The following is a 17,143-nucleotide window of genomic DNA, read 5'->3' as shown; positions in this document are numbered from 1 at the left end:
CGTTGATTGCGGAAGGAAAATCTTGCGATGAAATAAAGCAGAGAGTATGGGATCAGTCTGTCTGCCGTGAAAATGGCTCCCGATTAACCTCCTGAAAATGGCTCCCTTTCAAAAGCCTGCTAACAAACCAGACTGTTATCTCTGTCGGCGCTGTATCCGGTCTCACTTCGCGTGAAGCCGAAGTCGCCGGCAGAACCGAACCCGTACTGTGTTGCCTTGCGGTCGGCCAGGCCCGCGCTGCGGAACCCAAGCTCGACCGTAAGGTCCGGAATGCGCTGAGCCCGCTCAAGCGTGAAGTCCGCCCTGCGAGCCGCCAATTCAGAAGACCAGCGTGCCATATCTGGATTTCGATTCACTCTGGCTTCCAATTCTTCGATCCCGGGCACAGGGCTAGTTTCGTCCAATCGCCCGACGGCTCGCGCGAACGTAGCGCGTTTGCTTCCCCAGTTCGAAGCAAGGACCGCACGCGCCGCTTCAAGCCCCGTAAGGCTTTCTTCAAGAGTGGCGCGAGTAGTGGCAAGCGCTACTTCCGCCCGAGACAGCTCCAGCGGAGATACCTGGCCTGCCTTTACGCGGAGTGAAAACGTTCGAACAATCTCTTCGGCCAGCTCGACCAGTTCCCTATCTAGGGCCACGTGCTCCTGGGCGGCGAGCACCTCAACGAAGTCCGAGGCCGTTTGAGCCAGGACGTCGGCCCGTGCCGCCTGGTAATCCCAGAGGACCAGTTCCTTTTCCCGTTCAGCAACCGCGACGCGCTTTGCGCGCTTCTTCCCGAGCTGAATCGGTTGCGCGATGCTGATGGTCAACTCGGACTCACTGAAGCCGGAACGAGCCCCCTGCACCTTCTCCCATTCCCATCCCGACGCAGGGTTGGCTCGGATCACAGGCAGATCTATCGATGGTTGCCCGTTCATCCCCGGAATGGTTAGGGTCCCGGGTTCAAGAGCACCGGAGATAGTGGTTGATCGCGTCTTCTCGGAAGGCCCCGAAGTCCAACGCACCTCCTCAATTACTACCGAGAGTTCTGGGTTTGGTCTCAGGCCAGCCTGCTGGACCATTGCATCTGCAGCCCGAATATCCCATGTGAAGGCGGCTAGAATCGGGCTCTCCCGAAGGGCCAACGATAGGGCGTCGGGCAGGGTTAGGGCGCCCAACTCCGTCCCGTCGGCTGGATTGTCCTTGCTGGCTCTTTCGCTCGCCTCTGTCGACGCGGAAGGGGCCAATTCTTGAGCACTCCCGTTAGCTGCAAACGCCAACAAAAGAGCGACACCTAGGCAATACTGAGATGCCCTGTACGTTAATTGAAAGACAGTAATCATTGGCCGTCAACCTCTTTGCTTACCACGTCAATTCCTCCGTCGCACTGCTTGCAGGGGAATATAGGCTTCTGTGCCTTGTAGCGAGGACGCATGCTTCTACGTCCTCGAAATCCTCTGTATCGCCAAGGCGTGTGGCCATGCGCCTTCGCTTGCTCGACGATAGGATTGACTCGCTTAGACTTGGCAGTCTCGGTGTCTGTGGTGGCGCAGCCGATCCCGCCAACTAGCAATAGGCCCGTGACCAACACTGCGAAAGTCGCGCGGGAATCGCGATTGATGAGGGTTGACATGGTACTTTCCTCCTGTAATTGCCGTGTCCTCGCATGGTATGAGCACGGACACAATTCGGGCATGGAAAAGGGACTGAAGAAACAGGAGGGGAATCAGATTAGAAGGACGGTCGTCCTGAGAGAAGATAGCGTTCCATCATCGGCGCGTCGCACGGTTGGTGCGCTCTGCCCCAAAGAAGCCTCTGAAGGACCGAAAGTGTAGCCCGAAGCCACGGCCGCCAGAGGCTTCACAGGGGATGGCGAGTTCTGAAGAATCAGGTTCTTCTGTATTGTGGGATCACCAATCCCGATGGGTATGTCAACGCAGGGTCCACAATGAGAAGAGTTGCCGGGGGCATCTACTAGCTCTCGCGCTGCAAGTTCTCTTGAGCCGCTCCTTGCCGAGAGGAGGCCCGAGCAACACTTTTCCGGCTCCGACTCGATCTCAACGTGGCCGTCAGCCGCCAAGCACAACACCACCCCGTGGGCATTTCCCAGCCCACCTGCTACCAACAGCGCCACCAGCGCCATCATAATCGTACGTTTGGGTCGTATCATTTCAGTTTGTCTTTCAACCCTTCCTCGGACACAGTTGCGATATTACCCTAGATCTTCATCTGAAAACAAATCTTTGATATTCCTTATTCCCGTCCAAGGCAAGCGCCCGTGTTAAGCCCAACCCGGTTTTTCCGTTGGTCTCCGTCTCCGATCCAGCCCTCCAAATCGATTGTCCGTATGCGATGTGAACGAGCTGACCCTGGGCCGGGAGCCGCGTCTTTGGATTCAAGGCCATTCCCACGACTCACGCGAGTACATGCTGGAGACAACTCGAGTGATCTGCGCAATCCTTTCGTCTATCCGGTGATCGACGGGAATCCAACATTCAATCCAGGGTTTGCTATGGCGTTGGAGAAGTAGGCTGGAGCGAAAAAGGAAATCCGAGTCAATTTTGCTTCCTCTCTCGCCTTTGGAGAGAAGTCATTCTTGGCCGACCACAAGTCATAGACAGGGAACGATTTGGCCCATATTCTCGCCAAGGATGGTTGGTCGAGCCAGGACTCCCAGTCCTCCACCAGCCTTCGCCAAGGCTTCGGCCGGCAGGCCGGAGCCTTGACGTAGTCCGCCGGAGCTTCAGCGCAGGCGGGCCGCCGTAGTCCGCCGGAGCATCAGCGCAGGCGGACGAAGGAGGGCCCCCAGTATGATGTGACCTACTCTCCCATCATCTTGGCCCAACTTACCCTTGTTTCATTAGAGAATCCGAATCCCCACGCAGGCCCAACCGGACTTTAGAAAATGATGAAATGCGCATATCAAGGCTTCGGCCGGCAGGCCGGAGCCTTGACGTAGTCCGCCGGAGCTTCAGCGCAGGCGGGCCGCCGTAGTTCGCCGGAGCGTCAGCGCAGGCGGACGAAGGAGGCCCCCCCCCCAGTATGATGTGACCGACCCCCTCTTTTGTTGGCTCAATTCCCCCTCGCTTCATTAGATTATCTGTAGTCCCAGGCAGGCCCCGAACGGGTTCACAAAGATGAGATACGTCTACCTGCTCCAGAGTCTCTCCCATCCCGAACAACGCTATGTCGGTTCGACGAAAAACCTCCGGCAACGTCTGGTCACCCACAATCAGGGCGGTTCTCCTCATACCTCCAAATATCCGCCGTGGCGCATTGTCACCGCTATTCGTTTTGACGACGATCGGCGCGCTACTGCTTTCGAACAGTACTTGAAAACAGGATCCGGCCGGGCGTTTGCCAACAAGCGCCTGTGGTAAAAGCCGCCACCAGACTGCAAGTCTTGTCAGCCGGAGCTTTAGCGAAGGCTGAAGCTTTGGCGAACGCTGAATCTTCAGCGAAGGTTGAAACACAATCCTGCTTGACATCTGCCGTCCCATCCATGCTATATCATGTGTTACATCAACTGTTATGAATGATATCGTCGCCCCACCAGCGGCATCTCCAAGGAGAAATCTGTTGGATCGTCACCAGCGAAGGTCGAATCTGGTCCTGGAACTTCGGGAACTCACCTGCCCGGCCCGGGAGGAGTTCGCGGCCAGGACCGCCGACGACGACCATGCTCCGAGGAGCATCACCCGTGACGACGTGCCCGAATTGCGGCCGCTGCTCATGGTGTTCAAACCCGAGGAAAAGTCATGAAACCCGGCAGCGTCAAGATCGTCGATCGCGTTTCCGCCGTCGAGGCGATCAAGCGATTGAACGAAGACGATCTCCTTTTTCTCAACCGTCTGATCGTCGAGCGGCTCAAGCTCATCTCCCAGGCCCGCGCCACCACGCTGATGACGAGCTTCACCAGGGGCGACCGGGTCGGCTTCCAGGCCCCGGACGGCCGGATGCTCGAAGGCATGGTGCTGCGCCTCAACAAGAAGACCATCAGCGTCGCCACCGACGACGGCCACCAGTGGAACGTCGCGCCCGGCCTGCTGCGCCTCGTCCAATCAGCAGGAGATATCCCATGGCCATGATCCGCCAACCCGAAAACTTCCCGGAAACGGTCAAGGAGGTCCGGCGGCTGCTGGCGCTCTCCCAGGAGGAACTGGCCCACGCCCTCGGGGTCAGCTTCGCCACGGTCAACCGGTGGGAGAACGGCAAGACCGTGCCGTCGAAGCTGGCTCAGCGGCAATTCGAGCAGTTTTGCAAACAGAAAAGAAAGGATGGCTTTCTCGTTGAGGGGAAGGAACTATGAATACAGAAGCTGATGCCCGCATTGTGATTGACAGGCTGCTTGAGCAGGCAGGTTGGTGCATCACCAACAAAGCGCAGGTCTCCACGGAGGAAGCTGCCGCCGACGGCCGTGCCGATTACCTCTTGAAGGATACCCGGAGCCGTCCGCTTGCAGTTCTCGAGGCCAAGCGTTTTGCCGTCGATCCATACACTGCCAAGGAGCAGGCCAAGGCGTATGCCCTGACGCTGAAAGCGCCTTTTGTCATCCTGAGCAATGGCCAGGAACACTATTTCTGGGATTACACCGATGGCGATGCCCGGCCGGTGATGGGTTTCCCCAGCCAGGCCGATCTCGAACGGAGGGCCAATATCAAGGTCCACCGTAAGGGAGACATCCGGCTGAGCCTCTCACTGCAACCCCTGCCGCACCGTTTCGATTTCAAGGGTGAGGAGGTCGAAGCACGTCCTTACCAGCTTGAATGTCTGCAAAAAGCGGATGACGCGCTCATCGCCGGTCGGCGACGCATGCTCTTTGAAATGGCCACCGGTACGGGCAAGACCCTGACCATCGCCATGCTGATGAAGCGCTGGCTGCAAACAGCCATCATCTCCCGCGTGCTCTTTCTGGTCGACCGCATCGAATTGGCCAAACAGGCCAAGGAAACCTTCGACGAATACCTGCGCGACTGGCCGACGGTCATCCTTTACGGCGGCAAGCGCAGCCTGGAAGGGCAGATCGTTGTCGGCACCCTGGACACCATTGCTACCCAACTTGGCGGTAACGGTTTCGGCCATGGGTATTTCGACCTGGTGGTCACCGACGAATGCCACCGTTCCATCTACAATACTCACCGGGCCACGCTCGGTCACTTCGACGCCATACACGTCGGCCTGACCGCTACCCCCAACCCCGGAGAATTGCACTTTATCAGCGAACACGAGCGCCGTCTGGTTCGCAACACCTACATCTTTTTTGATTGTTGGGACGCAGCCAAGAAAGAAGGCCGCCCTACCTTTGAGTACGGCATCCAGCGCGGCATCAACGATGGGTATCTCACCAAGTATCGCGTCTATCACGCCGAAAGCGTTTTGACCTTCGAAGGGGCCGAGTGGGAGGACGAAGAGATCAAGCCCGGTGCCTGGGGCCGCGACGTGGAATCCGAGGACCGACTCAAGACCATCCTGCAGGAATACTACGCCGCTGACGCCGAACGGGCCAGGGTCAGGCCGCGCAAGACCATAGTCTTTGCGGTGTCGGAAAAACAGGCGTCGATCCTTGTACGCTTATTCAACAAGCTGCTTTCCGATGAAGACTGTCTGCGCATCGCCGGGCAGATCAACCGTTCGCCGTCCGAGGTGCGGCAGAGCTTCGCCAAGAAGATCACCTGCTACACCAACAACGGTAACCCCAAGCCGATTATCGATGAATTCAAATACGACCCGTTGCCGCTGGTCGCCGTATCCGTGGACATGCTCGACACTGGTTACGATCAGAAGAACATCGAAAACCTGATCATGCTGCGGCCGACCAAGTCGCCTATCAAATACGCTCAGATGCGTGGACGCGGCAGCCGCCTGTGCCCGAAGATCGGCAAGGAAGAATTCATCATCTACGACTTTGTCGGCAACTCGAAGCGGTTCAACGACCCCGGCGAGCGGTACGACAAACCGAAGCTGGTCGGCGTCTCTCCCGGTTCGCGCCCGGCCGAAACCGGCGAGATTGAAGAAGGCGACGTGCCGCAGCCGGAAACTGGCACCACCTATCCCGAGGGCGGTCATCGCGAGTTTCTCACCATTGCCGAGGGTTCGCTCGACGACGAAATCCGCTCCCGCGAGATCATTCTGGTTGGTCCGGAAGGGCTGGCCATGGATCGCAAGACCTACCGCGAGGAATGGGAAAAGAAGGTGGTCGAGCTCAAGCGCACCGATCCGGCGGTGGAAAAGATCTTTCGTGGCGAGGAACTGGCCGACGAGGAATGGGAGGCGCTCGCTCGCCGTCTCAACTCGCCCCGGCACTATTTCAACGAAGAGACACTGCGCCGGGCCTTCGAGCAGCCCACCGGCTCACTCACCGATTTCATCCGTGTGGCCCTGGGGCTTGATCGGTTCCTCACCCGGGACGAGCGCATCGAGAAAGCCTTCAATGCCTGGGTCTCCGAACACTCCAGCAGCATCAACCCGGCCCAGGCTCAGATGCTTCGACTGCTCAAGGCGCGGGTTATGACCGGCGAGGAGATCACCATGCGTCTCTTCAGCCAGCCGCCGTTCTCCCTCTGGGGCGGATTGACCCGTATGGAACAGCTTTTCGGCAAGGAACAGCTCCTGGAAATGGTCGACGAACTGAACGCCCTTCTTGTGGCGTAATAAAGATAAGGATTCCTGATGGACAGCGGTCAACTGCAAAACACCCTCAAATCCCTCTGCAAGGTGATGTGGGACAACAACGTCACCAACCCCATCACCTATGTCACCCAGATCTCCTACCTGCTCTTTCTGAAGATGCTGGAGGAGATGGACCACGAACAGCAGGAGGCCCGCAACGGCAACTACCGCACCTTGTTCGGCACGTTCAAGGAAGGGAATGAGGAATTCGATTTCGACCCCCTGCGCTGGAGTGTGCTTACCTCCAATCCGGACAATGAGGCCATGCTGCGCACCCTGCGCGACACCCTGCCGCTGCTGGCCAGGCACCCGGAGCTCTCCCAGGGGGCGCGGGCAATTTTCCGCAACGCCGCCATCGTTATCCCCAACGGGGCGACCCTGCGGCGGGCGGTGGACATCATCGCGCCCATCTCCTTTCTCGGCATGGATGCCGACGTCAAGGGCGATCTCTTCGAATACCTAGCCAGCGAACTGGGCGGGCAGAAAAAGGCGGCCCAGTTCCGCACCCCGCGCCACCTGATTCGGGTGCTGACCCAGATGGTCGATCCCAAGATCGGCGGCACCGTCTGCGACCCGGCCTGCGGCTCCGGCGGTTTTCTGATCGCCGCCTACGAGCACATGCTGCTGGCCAACACCAGCCCGGAATTCGTTCACGAAAAGGCGTCGCCCGACGGCGGAGTGCGAAAGATCGGCATCGGCGACAAGCTCAGCCGCGCCCAGTGGGATTTCCTGCAGACCGGGGCCTTTTACGGCTTCGACGGCGATCAGGACATCCTGCGCATGGCCGCCATGAACGCCATGCTCCACGGCTTCGACCGCTGCCCCATGGTCCAGCGCGACTCCATCTGCGGCGGCGAGGACAAATGGGACGAAATCGAGTTCGACTACATCCTCGAAAATCCGCCCTTCTCCGGATCGCGGGGCGATGCCAAGCGCTCGCTGCGCATCGAAAAGGGCGACAAATACGTCCTCTTTCTGGCCCATGCCCTTCGCAGCCTGCGGCCCGGCGGCACCGCCGGGATTATCTTCCCCAACGGCATCCTTTTTGGCGATACCGGAAGCCACGTCACCGTCAAGGAGCGGCTGCTGCGCGAGTTCGATCTGCAGGCGGTGGTGATCCTGCCCAAAGGGATGTTCGAGCCCTACACACCCAACCCCACCTGTTTCTTCATCTTCCGGAACACCGGCAGGGCCACCGAGAACGTCTGGTTCTTCAAGGTGGACGGCGACGGCTCGTCCCTTTCCAAAGCCCGCAAGTTCGGCAGCCAGTACCGAAATGACTTTCCCGACCTGCTCGCCATGTGGCCGAAACGGAAAACCGAAGAAGGCCGCGCCTGGCTGGTTCCGGCGAAGCGGATCATCGACAACGGTTACAACATGACCCTTTCTGGTCTCGGCCTGATCGAGGCGGAGACGGTCGAGCACGCTGAGCCGGAGGAGATTCTGGCCTCGGTCGCCGCCAAGGAAGAGCGGATTCTCGGGCTGATCAGCGAGATGCAGGAATTGCTGGCCGGAGGGAATGGGGAATGAGTGGCTTGCATGCCAACTGGGAACGAGTTTCTTTGGTCGAACGTATCGATATTGATACGAAACAAGTGCTGCCAAGTGAATCGCCCGAAACCCAGTTTAATTATATTGCTCTTGAAAACGTCGAATCCGGGACAGGTCGGTTAGTAAATCTTCAGTCTGTTCAAGGTGCAACCATCCTGAGTGGCAAGTTCCGCTTTGATTCCTCACATGTCTTATTTGGGAAACTTAGGCCATACCTAAACAAAGTTGTTTTGCCAGACAAGGAAGGTATTTGCTCCACTGACATTCTTCCCTTAAGGCCTAAAGAAGATAGTTTGTCGAGAGAATGGTTGGCTTTATGTCTTCGAAGCCCACAATTTATTGAATACTCCAGAACAAAGATGGATGGGGCTAAGATGCCTCGTATACGAACTCCTGATCTAAAATCATACAAAATCCCCATCCCTCCCATCGACGAACAACGCCGGATCGTGGCGCGGATCGAGGAGCTAAGCCGCCGCGCCGAAGAGGCCCGAAAACTGCGGCAGGAGGCGGTGGCTCAAATCGCCACTCAGTTTTTCCATATAAGACGGAATATATATCAATCACTTCTGTCAGACTTCCCAGTAAAGCCGCTTGGCAAGTGCGGCAAGGTAATGGGAGGGGGCACACCATCAAAGAAGCGGGATGATTACTGGCATGGAGATATCCCGTGGGTTGCCCCCAAGGAGATGAAAACCTTTCGCATCACTGCTTCCTCCGAGCAGATCACCGAAACAGCGATTTCGGAATCTTCCGCAAAACTTATTCCAGCTGGATCTGTGTTCTTTGTCGTCCGTGGAATGATATTGGCCCGCTATGTTCCTGTTGCTGTTTCCGAAGTGCCTTGCGCAATCAACCAGGACATGAAAGCCATTGTGCCAGCAAAGGGAATTGCGGCCGATTACCTCGCCCATATGCTTTGGGGGGCCAATGATATTTTGCAGGGCATGGTCGAAACGGCTGGCCATGGAACCAAGAAACTTGAAACGCCAGCCTGGAGCAACCTCACATACCAATACCAGACACCGAGAAGCAGAAAGCTGTCATTGATGAACTGACAATCTTCCAAGAGAGACTGGCGGAGTTGGAATTACTACAAAGAGAGACAGCACAAGAGCTAGAGCAATTCCAGTCCGCCCTGCTTGCCAAGGCGTTCCGGGGGGAACTGTAGGCATGGCACAGAAGGTGATCCAGATTCCAACCCTGAACGATAGGCCGTACGATTTCGCGCGGTTGTTCGGGATCTGGAGCGAGGCGAATGACTACTTCGAGGATATTCGCTTCGACTTTTCCCGCTGTAGCTTCCTGCGGCCGAACGCCGTCGCCTTTCTCGGCGGCCTGGCACGATTGGTCGAGTCACGCAAGGGATCGGTCATTTTCGACTGGGGCACGCTGTACAATTCGTGGGTCAGAACCACCATTCGGCAAAACGGCTTCGCTTGCGCCTTTGGGGATGCCGCCTCGCCCTGGAATGGCACTTCGATACCCTACCGGGAAGATCGGGAGTTTCATCCCGATGAAGTCGCTGACTACCTGTCGAATAACTGGCTCGGCAAGGGCTGGGTGCATACCCATGTCAGCGAGGCGCTGAAGAACGCCATTGTCGAGCGGGTGCTGGAGCTCTATGTCAATGCCTTCGAGCATTCGGAATCCCAGATCGGTGTTTTCTCCTGCGGTCAGTATTTCCCGCAGTTGAATGAACTGCATTTGACCCTAGTCGATTTCGGCATGGGCATTCCGGCCAACGTGCGTGGTTATCTGAAAAAGATTCGACCCGATCTGCCTGCCGAAAAGCTCAAGGCCGGCGACTGTTTGAAGTGGGCATTTCAAAAAATGCACACCACCAAACCCGACTCGACCAGCCGCGGGGTGGGGCTTGATCTGCTCAAGTCCTTTATCAGGGTAAACCGGGGAACCATGCAGGTTTTCAGCAATGATGGTTTTGCCAAGATTACAGCGGATCGGGAAATCTACGACTCGTTTACCCCTACTTTTGAGGGTACGGTTTTTCATATCAAACTGGTCTGCGACGAAAAACATTACTTCCTGGCTGGGGAAGCTCCCCTAGAGTGACACGGCGAGGTGAATGGAGCTGGTTATGAATATAAAACTTGATCAATTCATCGGCGAGCGCTGCATCACCGCCGAACAGGGCCAGAAACTACTGGCCGAAATCGAACCGCGCCTGCTGGCGCGCGAGACTGTCACCATCAACCTTGCCGGGGTGAAGACGCTCCTTTCCCTGTTCCTCAACAACGCCATCGGCCCGTTGTTCAAATATTTTGACCGGCAACAACTGGACCGGCTGCTTGCTTTTGAGAATCCGTCCGAATCCCAGAGGCTGACCCTCGATCTGGTTTTGAAGAACGCCGAGGCCTATCACCGCGATCCGGCCACCAAGAAGGCGGTTGACGACACGCTGGCCAGGATTCTTGAGGAGATGGACTGATGAGCGTGCAATATGCCGTGCAGGCGGATGTGTTTGATATCGGACACACGACCCCGAAAAGCTCGGATTATTTTCTTGTTGATTCCAATGTCTGGCTCTGGATGACCTATTCGAACGCCGGACATGGCGAGCCAGACTGGCGAGCGGCCTTGATGGCCCAGTACGCAGCTTTTGTACAGGGCGCCGTCGCGGGCAACGGCAAGGTGTGCTGCTGCGGCCTGTCGCTCGCTGAGCTTTCCCACACCATCGAAAAGACCGAGCGGGAAATCCATGAGGCGAGCACCGGGACCAGCATCAAGGCCAAGGAGTATCGGCATAACTTCGCCGCTCAACGGACTCGCGTAATCACTGAAATTCAAGCTGCCTGGGCGCAGGTAGCCAGTCTTGCAGAACCGTTGACCGTCACCATCGATTCTCCTACGGCCACCGCCGCTCTGAATCGGCTGCAAACTGAAAAGGTCGACGGCTACGATCTGTTCATTCTCGAATCCATGCGAAGCCATGGCGTGGTGCAGGTTATCACCGATGATGGCGATTTCGCCACCGTTCCCGGCATTCAGGTTTTTACTGCCAACCGAAATGTTATCCAGGCGGCCCGCGCCCAAGGGAGGTTGATCATTAGATGACCTCCTCATTCCAGCCCCAGTTCACCATAACCAACCGCATGACCCAGGCGATCACCCCAATCGAACGGGCGCGCGGTTTTCTGGAGGCGGCACAGAGCTCCGCCGACTGGGTGCGTGAGCTAGGCGAACAGGCGCTGATTCGGAAGGCGCACCACCCACATCGAGGGCACCCGGTTGACTCTGGACCAGGCCGAACGGCCATGGAAGGCACCGGACGCCGTGGACGGAGTGGCAATAGAGACAGGAGAGAGGAATTATGCTGAAACAATTACGAATACAAAACTTTAAGGGCTGGAAGGATACCGGCACCATTCGCATGGCTTCCATTTCCCTGTTTTTTGGCGCTAACAGTTCGGGCAAGTCCAGCATCGGCCAGTTCCTGATGATGCTGAAGCAGACTGCGGAGTCACCAGACAGAAAAGCGGTGTTCTATCCGGGTGGCAAGAACTCGGCCGTTCAGCTCGGCTCCTACCAGGAGATGGTCTTTCATCGCGATCCGAAAAATAAGATCACCTTTGACTATCGCTGGTCCTTGCCAGAAATACTGAAGTTCAAAGACCCGCTGACCGGTCAGACCTTTTCCGGCGACAACCTCTCCTTTCACGCCGAAGTCGGCTTAGGGGATAAAGACCAGTACACCCTGGCGCTTGATCAACTGAAATATGAGTTGCTTGAAAAGGATGAATCCCGACTGTCCATCGGCATGGAGCGAAAATCCGACGTCAAGTCCGAGTACAAGGTGGAAGCGACCAATTACACACTGAAACGCAAGCAGGGACGGGTCTGGTATCCCGGTGCTCCGGTCCGGTTTTACGGCTTCCCTGATGAGGTGGTCGCCTATCACCAGAACGCGGACTTCGTTCAGGAGTTTAACCTGCGCCATGAAAAGCTGTACCGATCTCTCTGTTATCTTGGACCTCTGCGCACCAAGGCGGAGCGTCTGTATTCATGGACCGGGATGGAGCCTGAGAGTGTCGGCTATGCGGGGGAAAATACCGTCGCGGCGATTCTTGCGGCACGAACTCGGAAGATCAGTCTGCGTTACAAACGGCCAGCCAAACCTTTTGAGGAGATCATTGCCCTCAAGCTCAAGGAAATGGGACTGATCGAGGAATTCAAGGTCAACCCGATATCGGAGCAGCGGCAGGAGTACGAGGTCAAGGTTCGCACCAAGGGATCAAGAGACTGGGTCGATCTCCCGGACGTCGGTTTCGGCATATCACAGGTTCTTCCGGTTCTTGTGCAGTGTTTTTACGCTCCCTCCGGGTCGATCATCCTCATGGAACAGCCGGAGATCCACCTGCATCCGAATGCGCAGTCGGCGCTGGCCGATGTAATGATCGATGTTATCAACTCACGGGAAGACGGGGCAGACAGGAACATTCAACTGGTTATCGAGACCCACTCGGAGCATTTTCTGCGCCGCCTGCAGCGCCGTATCGCCGAAGATGCGGTCCCGCAAGAAAAAGTATCAGCCTATTTCGCCAATATCACCAAGACACCCGCAACCCTGGAGCCTTTGAAAATCGATATCTTCGGTAACATTCAGAATTGGCCGGAGAACTTCTTTGGCGATGAAATGGGCGACATAACCGAGCAGGCCAAGGCCGCCATGGAGAAGAGGATGCAAAAAGCCGTAAAGACGGAGGCCTCCGCATGATCCTGCCGAAGAAATGTCTGGTGGATACAAATGTGCCGAAGACGGCCAATCTCGCCACCCAGCCGGACCCGGACTCTGACGTATCCGACGCCTGTGTGCTGGCATGCATTAAGGTGGTTGAGCACGTCATAAATAAACGTGGCCTGATCATCGATGCGGGAGACGAAATTTTCGATGAATACCGGCAGCAGCTTTCCATGAAGGGACAGCCGGGTATGGGCGATGCCTTCATGAAGTGGGTGAACGATCACCGGTATAACCCAGAGTATTGCAGCAGAGTGACTATCACCATAAATGGCGATTCATACCAAGAATTCCCCACGCATGACGCCCTGAACGATTTCGACAAATCAGACCGCAAGTTTGTCGCTGTGGCCAACGCCCATGTGGACAAACCGCCGATATTGCAGGCTACCGACAGCAAATGGTGGGGATGGAAGGATGCCCTGGCTGAGGTTGGGATTACCGTCCAGTTCCTTTGCCCTGGGTATGTTGAAGGCAAATATCTCGAGAAGATGGAGCCGTGAAAGACGATTTTTTCAAATTTCCCTCAACACCTCATCTGGCGACCATGCCGGGGGTTAACATCAGGGGTGATAAGGTTCTGACAGAATCAGAACGTGATGAATTCCTGACGCATGAGGTGACCATAGAAGAAAAAGTGGACGGAGCAAACCTGGGGCTCTCGTTTGATGCCGATGGGAATATCCGCGCCCAGAACAGGGGGGCCTATTTGCATCTGCCCGGCTCAGGACAGTGGAAAAAACTTGGCGAATGGCTGGCGTTCCACACCGATGCGCTTTTCGAGCATCTCTCTGACCGATACATCCTGTTTGGCGAGTGGTGCTATGCCCGGCACTCAGTTTTTTACGATCGTCTGCCGGACTGGTTTCTCGCCTTTGATATTTATGACCGGGAGGCAGGTCGCTTTCTGGCCACGGCGCGCCGGGATCGGCTCTTAGATGAAATGCAAATTATCAAAATACCATGCATTGCGCGCGGTCGGTTTAACTATCCCGAGATTCGAGGACTCTTATCGCAATCAAAACTGACCAATCAGCCTGCTGAAGGGATTTATTTGCGAATTGATCACGGTCACTGGCTTGAACATCGAGCCAAACTTGTTCGCCCCACATTTATACAGGCAGTTGAACAACATTGGTCGAGTTCCGCCATCAAGCCGAACCGTCTAAAGACAGGAACGAATCTCTCGAATAATCGACGGAGCTTATCTTGATGCAGTACGCTTGGCCATATTGTGGTGCGACAGATTGGGGCGTGAGCTTTCGACAAACTCGCGACATGACTTGCCACACTGAGCTATGACAGAGCTATGACAAAAGCTGCGACATCCTGGGGGCTGACTTGGGGGGTGACATGGGGGGTGACTTGGAAACCATGGTTCCCCAACGACATGCTGATGGCGGAGTATGGATTTACCGAAGAGTGACAAGAGCCTGAATGAAAAGGACGAACTCCGGCGGCTACGCGAGGAGATCACCCGCCTCAGGGAATTACTGACCCAGCACGGCATGGATTGGGAAGAACCGACCGCTCCTTCCCCCGTTCCCGCCATGGCGGAACCGGCTCCAGGTCCAATCCATTTCAGCATTGACGATAAAATCGCCCTGTTCCGCCGGCTGTTCCGGGGACGGGAGGACGTCTACCCCCAGCGCTGGGAGTCGGCCAAGGGCACCTCAGGCTATTCCCCGGCCTGCGGTAACGAGTGGAAACCTGGCGTTTGTCATAAACCCCGGGTGAAATGCGGCGACTGCCACCAGCGCCGGTTGCTGCCGGTGACCGATCAAGTGATCTATGACCACCTGGCAGGGAAACAAACCATCGGCGTCTACCCGCTCCTCCGCGATAACAACTGCCATTTTCTCGCGGTGGACTTCGATGGAGCCGACTGGCGGGAGGACGCCGGGGCCTACATGCAATCCTGCCGGGAACTCGGCATTCCGGCGGCGCTGGAAATTTCCCGCTCCGGCAATGGAGCACATGCCTGGATCTTTTTTGTCGATCCGGTCCCGGCCCGTGAAGCCCGGCAGCTTGGGACCGCACTGATCAGTCATACCTGCGACCGGACCCGGCAATTGTCCCTGGCCAGCTATGACCGCCTGTTTCCCAACCAGGACACCATAGCCAAGGGGGGCTTCGGCAACCTGATCGCGCTCCCCTTGCAGAAACAGCCGAGGGAATCGGGGCGCAGCGTGTTCGTCGATGAGGGGTTGCAACCTTATCCAGACCAGTGGGCCTTTCTGGCATCCATCCGCGCGCTGTCCCGACGGGATCTGGAAGACACCATCCTGCGGGCCAGCAGAGGTCACCACCCCCTGGATGTAGCCTTTGCAGCCGATGAGGACGACAGCAAGCCATGGCAGCGGCCATCACCTATACCCGTCCGGATTGCCGGTCCGCTGCCGCGGTCGCTAGCCCTGGTACTGGCCAACCAGGTTTTCATAGCCAAGGCCGATCTGCCGCAACCGTTGGTCAACCGCCTGATCCGGCTCGCCGCCTTCCAGAATCCGGAGTTTTACCGGGCCCAGGCCATGCGCCTGCCGGTGTGGAACAAGCCGCGCATCATCGGCTGCGCCGACAACTACGCGCGGCATATCGGTCTGCCCCGTGGCTGCCTCGATGCCGTACTCGACCTGTTGCAGGAGAACGACATCCGTCCAGATCTGCTGGACGAGCGCTTGCCCGGACGAAAAGTGGCAGTCAGATTCACCGGCTCCTTGCGCCAGGACCAGAAAGCGGCGGTTCGCGAGATGCTCAAGCATGACATTGGTGTCCTCAGCGCCCCGACGGCCTTTGGCAAGACGATCGCAGCCGCAGCCCTGATTGCCCGGCGTAAAGTGAGCACCCTGGTGCTGGTGCATCGTACCGAGCTGCTGCGCCAGTGGCGGGAACGATTGACCGGGTTCCTGGAAATCCCCAAGGGCGGACTGGGCGTGATCGGCGGCGGCAGGAAAAAGCCGTCCGGCAGGATCGACATCGCTGTCATGCAGTCGCTCTCCCGGCGGGAGGATCTGGGCGAATTGCTGGATCAGTACGGACAGGTCATCGTCGACGAATGCCACCACCTGTCGGCGTTTTCGTTCGAGCGGATACTCAAGCAGGCGAGGGGAAAGTTTGTGGTGGGTTTGACCGCCACCCCAATACGGCGCGACGGTCATCAGCCGATCATCTTCATGCAGTGCGGACCGATCCGCCACATTGCCGATCGATCCGAAACCGCCCCCTCCAGGCTGGAGGTGTGGCCGAAAGCGCTGCCCGCGCCGGAAATCCCCCCGGATTCGCCGATCCAGGGTGTGTTCCGCATCCTCGCGGGCGATGCGATCCGCAACCGGCGCATCGCCGCGGATGTGCTGGCCGCCTACCGGGAAGGGCGGAAGGTACTGGTGCTCACCGAGCGAACAGATCATCTGGCACTGCTGCGGGATGCGATGGAAATGGGGGCAGAACACTGCTTCATCCTGCATGGCCGTCTGCCGAGGAAGCAGCGGACAGCCATATTCGCCGAACTGGAGGCATTGGACAAGGCGGCACCCAGGGTCTTGCTGGCCACTGGCCGCCTGATCGGTGAAGGTTTCGACCATCCGCCCCTCGATACTTTGGTGCTGGCCATGCCGATTTCATGGAAAGGAACCTTGCAGCAATACGCCGGACGCCTGCACCGTGAGCATACCGATAAGCGGGATGTGCGGGTATACGACTACGTCGAACCCGATCACCCCCAGCTTGCCCGCATGTGGGATAAGCGCCAGCGCGGCTACCGGGCTATGGGGTATGACATCCGACCGATGCCGTGATTTTACGAAAAGGTACCAACATGAAACAGGACAGCCGGCCTCTTCAAGTTCGCCGCTCCATTTCCGATCGGGGCCGCCGGACCGGCACGAGTCGGGTGGTGACGAAGCCGGGATTGTGCGGTTCGATTGGGTGTAAATGGGCGCAATATTGGTTCATGCTGCAAACCGAGACTATCCGAATCACCCCAGTGATCCCCAGCCCCACCGCCATGATTGATGAGTCCAGGAGCTCCTGGCTCACATTGCGCCACCCGGATCAAAGGCGGCAGGCTGTCCGGCCAGAAGGTGGAGCGGTTGCTCTCGAATCCTGAGATCAAGTCGTTTGGCTCCCGCGACAAGCAGGAGGTGGCCAGCTACGCCATACGATAGGCCCGTTATTCACCTCCTGGTCGGTCTA

Annotated in this window: 15 protein-coding genes; 14 read left to right on the top strand and 1 reads right to left on the bottom strand. The window is 57.3% G+C overall.

Going from position 1 to position 17,143, the window contains the following annotated elements; all coding sequences use genetic code 11:
* Positions 1-119 precede the first annotated feature (119 nt).
* Positions 120-1,319 (bottom strand): TolC family protein, encoded by a 1,200-nt coding sequence (locus GXY47_16155; protein ID NLV32676.1) that lies wholly within the window; start codon positions 1,317-1,319, stop codon positions 120-122.
* A gap of 1,794 nt (positions 1,320-3,113) precedes the next feature.
* Here GXY47_16155 and GXY47_16150 point away from each other — a divergent pair.
* The 14 genes from GXY47_16150 (at position 3,114) to GXY47_16085 (ending at position 16,746) form a co-directional block, all read left to right on the top strand.
* Positions 3,114-3,356, top strand: a complete 243-nt coding sequence (locus GXY47_16150; GenBank protein ID NLV32675.1) for a GIY-YIG nuclease family protein — start codon at positions 3,114-3,116, stop codon at positions 3,354-3,356.
* A gap of 199 nt (positions 3,357-3,555) precedes the next feature.
* The gene (locus tag GXY47_16145) at positions 3,556-3,738 is read left to right on the top strand and encodes a hypothetical protein (GenBank protein ID NLV32674.1); all 183 of its coding nucleotides are present in this window, start codon (positions 3,556-3,558) and stop codon (positions 3,736-3,738) included.
* The gene (locus tag GXY47_16140) at positions 3,735-4,064 is read left to right on the top strand and encodes a hypothetical protein (protein ID NLV32673.1); all 330 of its coding nucleotides are present in this window, start codon (positions 3,735-3,737) and stop codon (positions 4,062-4,064) included. Before GXY47_16145 ends, GXY47_16140 begins: the two co-directional genes overlap by 4 nt.
* Complete coding sequence (locus GXY47_16135) at positions 4,061-4,285, top strand: helix-turn-helix transcriptional regulator (GenBank protein NLV32672.1); 225 nt, start codon at positions 4,061-4,063, stop codon at positions 4,283-4,285. Before GXY47_16140 ends, GXY47_16135 begins: the two co-directional genes overlap by 4 nt.
* Entirely contained in the window at positions 4,282-6,627 is a 2,346-nt protein-coding gene (locus GXY47_16130; protein ID NLV32671.1) for a DEAD/DEAH box helicase family protein, read from the top strand. Before GXY47_16135 ends, GXY47_16130 begins: the two co-directional genes overlap by 4 nt.
* A gap of 18 nt (positions 6,628-6,645) precedes the next feature.
* A complete protein-coding gene (locus GXY47_16125; GenBank protein NLV32670.1) occupies positions 6,646-8,175 on the top strand; it encodes an SAM-dependent DNA methyltransferase in 1,530 nt (509 codons plus the stop codon).
* Positions 8,172-9,254, top strand: coding sequence for a hypothetical protein (locus tag GXY47_16120; GenBank protein ID NLV32669.1), 1,083 nt, complete (start codon positions 8,172-8,174; stop codon positions 9,252-9,254). The genes GXY47_16125 and GXY47_16120 overlap by 4 nt, the downstream gene beginning before the upstream one ends.
* Before the next feature lie 115 nt (positions 9,255-9,369).
* Positions 9,370-10,269: a HAMP domain-containing histidine kinase gene (locus GXY47_16115; GenBank protein ID NLV32668.1), complete on the top strand. Its 900-nt coding sequence runs from the start codon at positions 9,370-9,372 to the stop codon at positions 10,267-10,269.
* Positions 10,270-10,294: 25 nt separating this feature from the next.
* The gene (locus tag GXY47_16110; GenBank protein ID NLV32667.1) at positions 10,295-10,645 is read left to right on the top strand and encodes an STAS-like domain-containing protein; all 351 of its coding nucleotides are present in this window, start codon (positions 10,295-10,297) and stop codon (positions 10,643-10,645) included.
* Positions 10,645-11,271 carry a PIN domain-containing protein gene (locus GXY47_16105; protein ID NLV32666.1) on the top strand — a complete coding sequence of 209 codons (627 nt, stop codon included), beginning with the start codon at positions 10,645-10,647 and terminating at the stop codon, positions 11,269-11,271. Before GXY47_16110 ends, GXY47_16105 begins: the two co-directional genes overlap by 1 nt.
* 256 nt (positions 11,272-11,527) lie before the next feature.
* Positions 11,528-12,931 (top strand): DUF3696 domain-containing protein, encoded by a 1,404-nt coding sequence (locus GXY47_16100; GenBank protein NLV32665.1) that lies wholly within the window; start codon positions 11,528-11,530, stop codon positions 12,929-12,931.
* Complete coding sequence (locus GXY47_16095) at positions 12,928-13,458, top strand: hypothetical protein (protein ID NLV32664.1); 531 nt, start codon at positions 12,928-12,930, stop codon at positions 13,456-13,458. The genes GXY47_16100 and GXY47_16095 overlap by 4 nt, the downstream gene beginning before the upstream one ends.
* A gap of 44 nt (positions 13,459-13,502) precedes the next feature.
* Complete coding sequence (locus GXY47_16090) at positions 13,503-14,168, top strand: RNA ligase family protein (GenBank protein NLV32663.1); 666 nt, start codon at positions 13,503-13,505, stop codon at positions 14,166-14,168.
* 193 nt (positions 14,169-14,361) lie between these two features.
* Positions 14,362-16,746 (top strand): DEAD/DEAH box helicase family protein, encoded by a 2,385-nt coding sequence (locus tag GXY47_16085; GenBank protein ID NLV32662.1) that lies wholly within the window; start codon positions 14,362-14,364, stop codon positions 16,744-16,746.
* The last annotated feature ends 397 nt before the right edge of the window (positions 16,747-17,143 follow it).

The organism is Acidobacteriota bacterium (assembly GCA_012729555.1).
Classification (GTDB): Bacteria; Acidobacteriota; UBA6911; order UBA6911; family UBA6911; genus UBA6911.
Note: the sequence above shows the minus strand (reverse complement) of the source record. Positions and strands in the feature narration are given on the sequence as shown.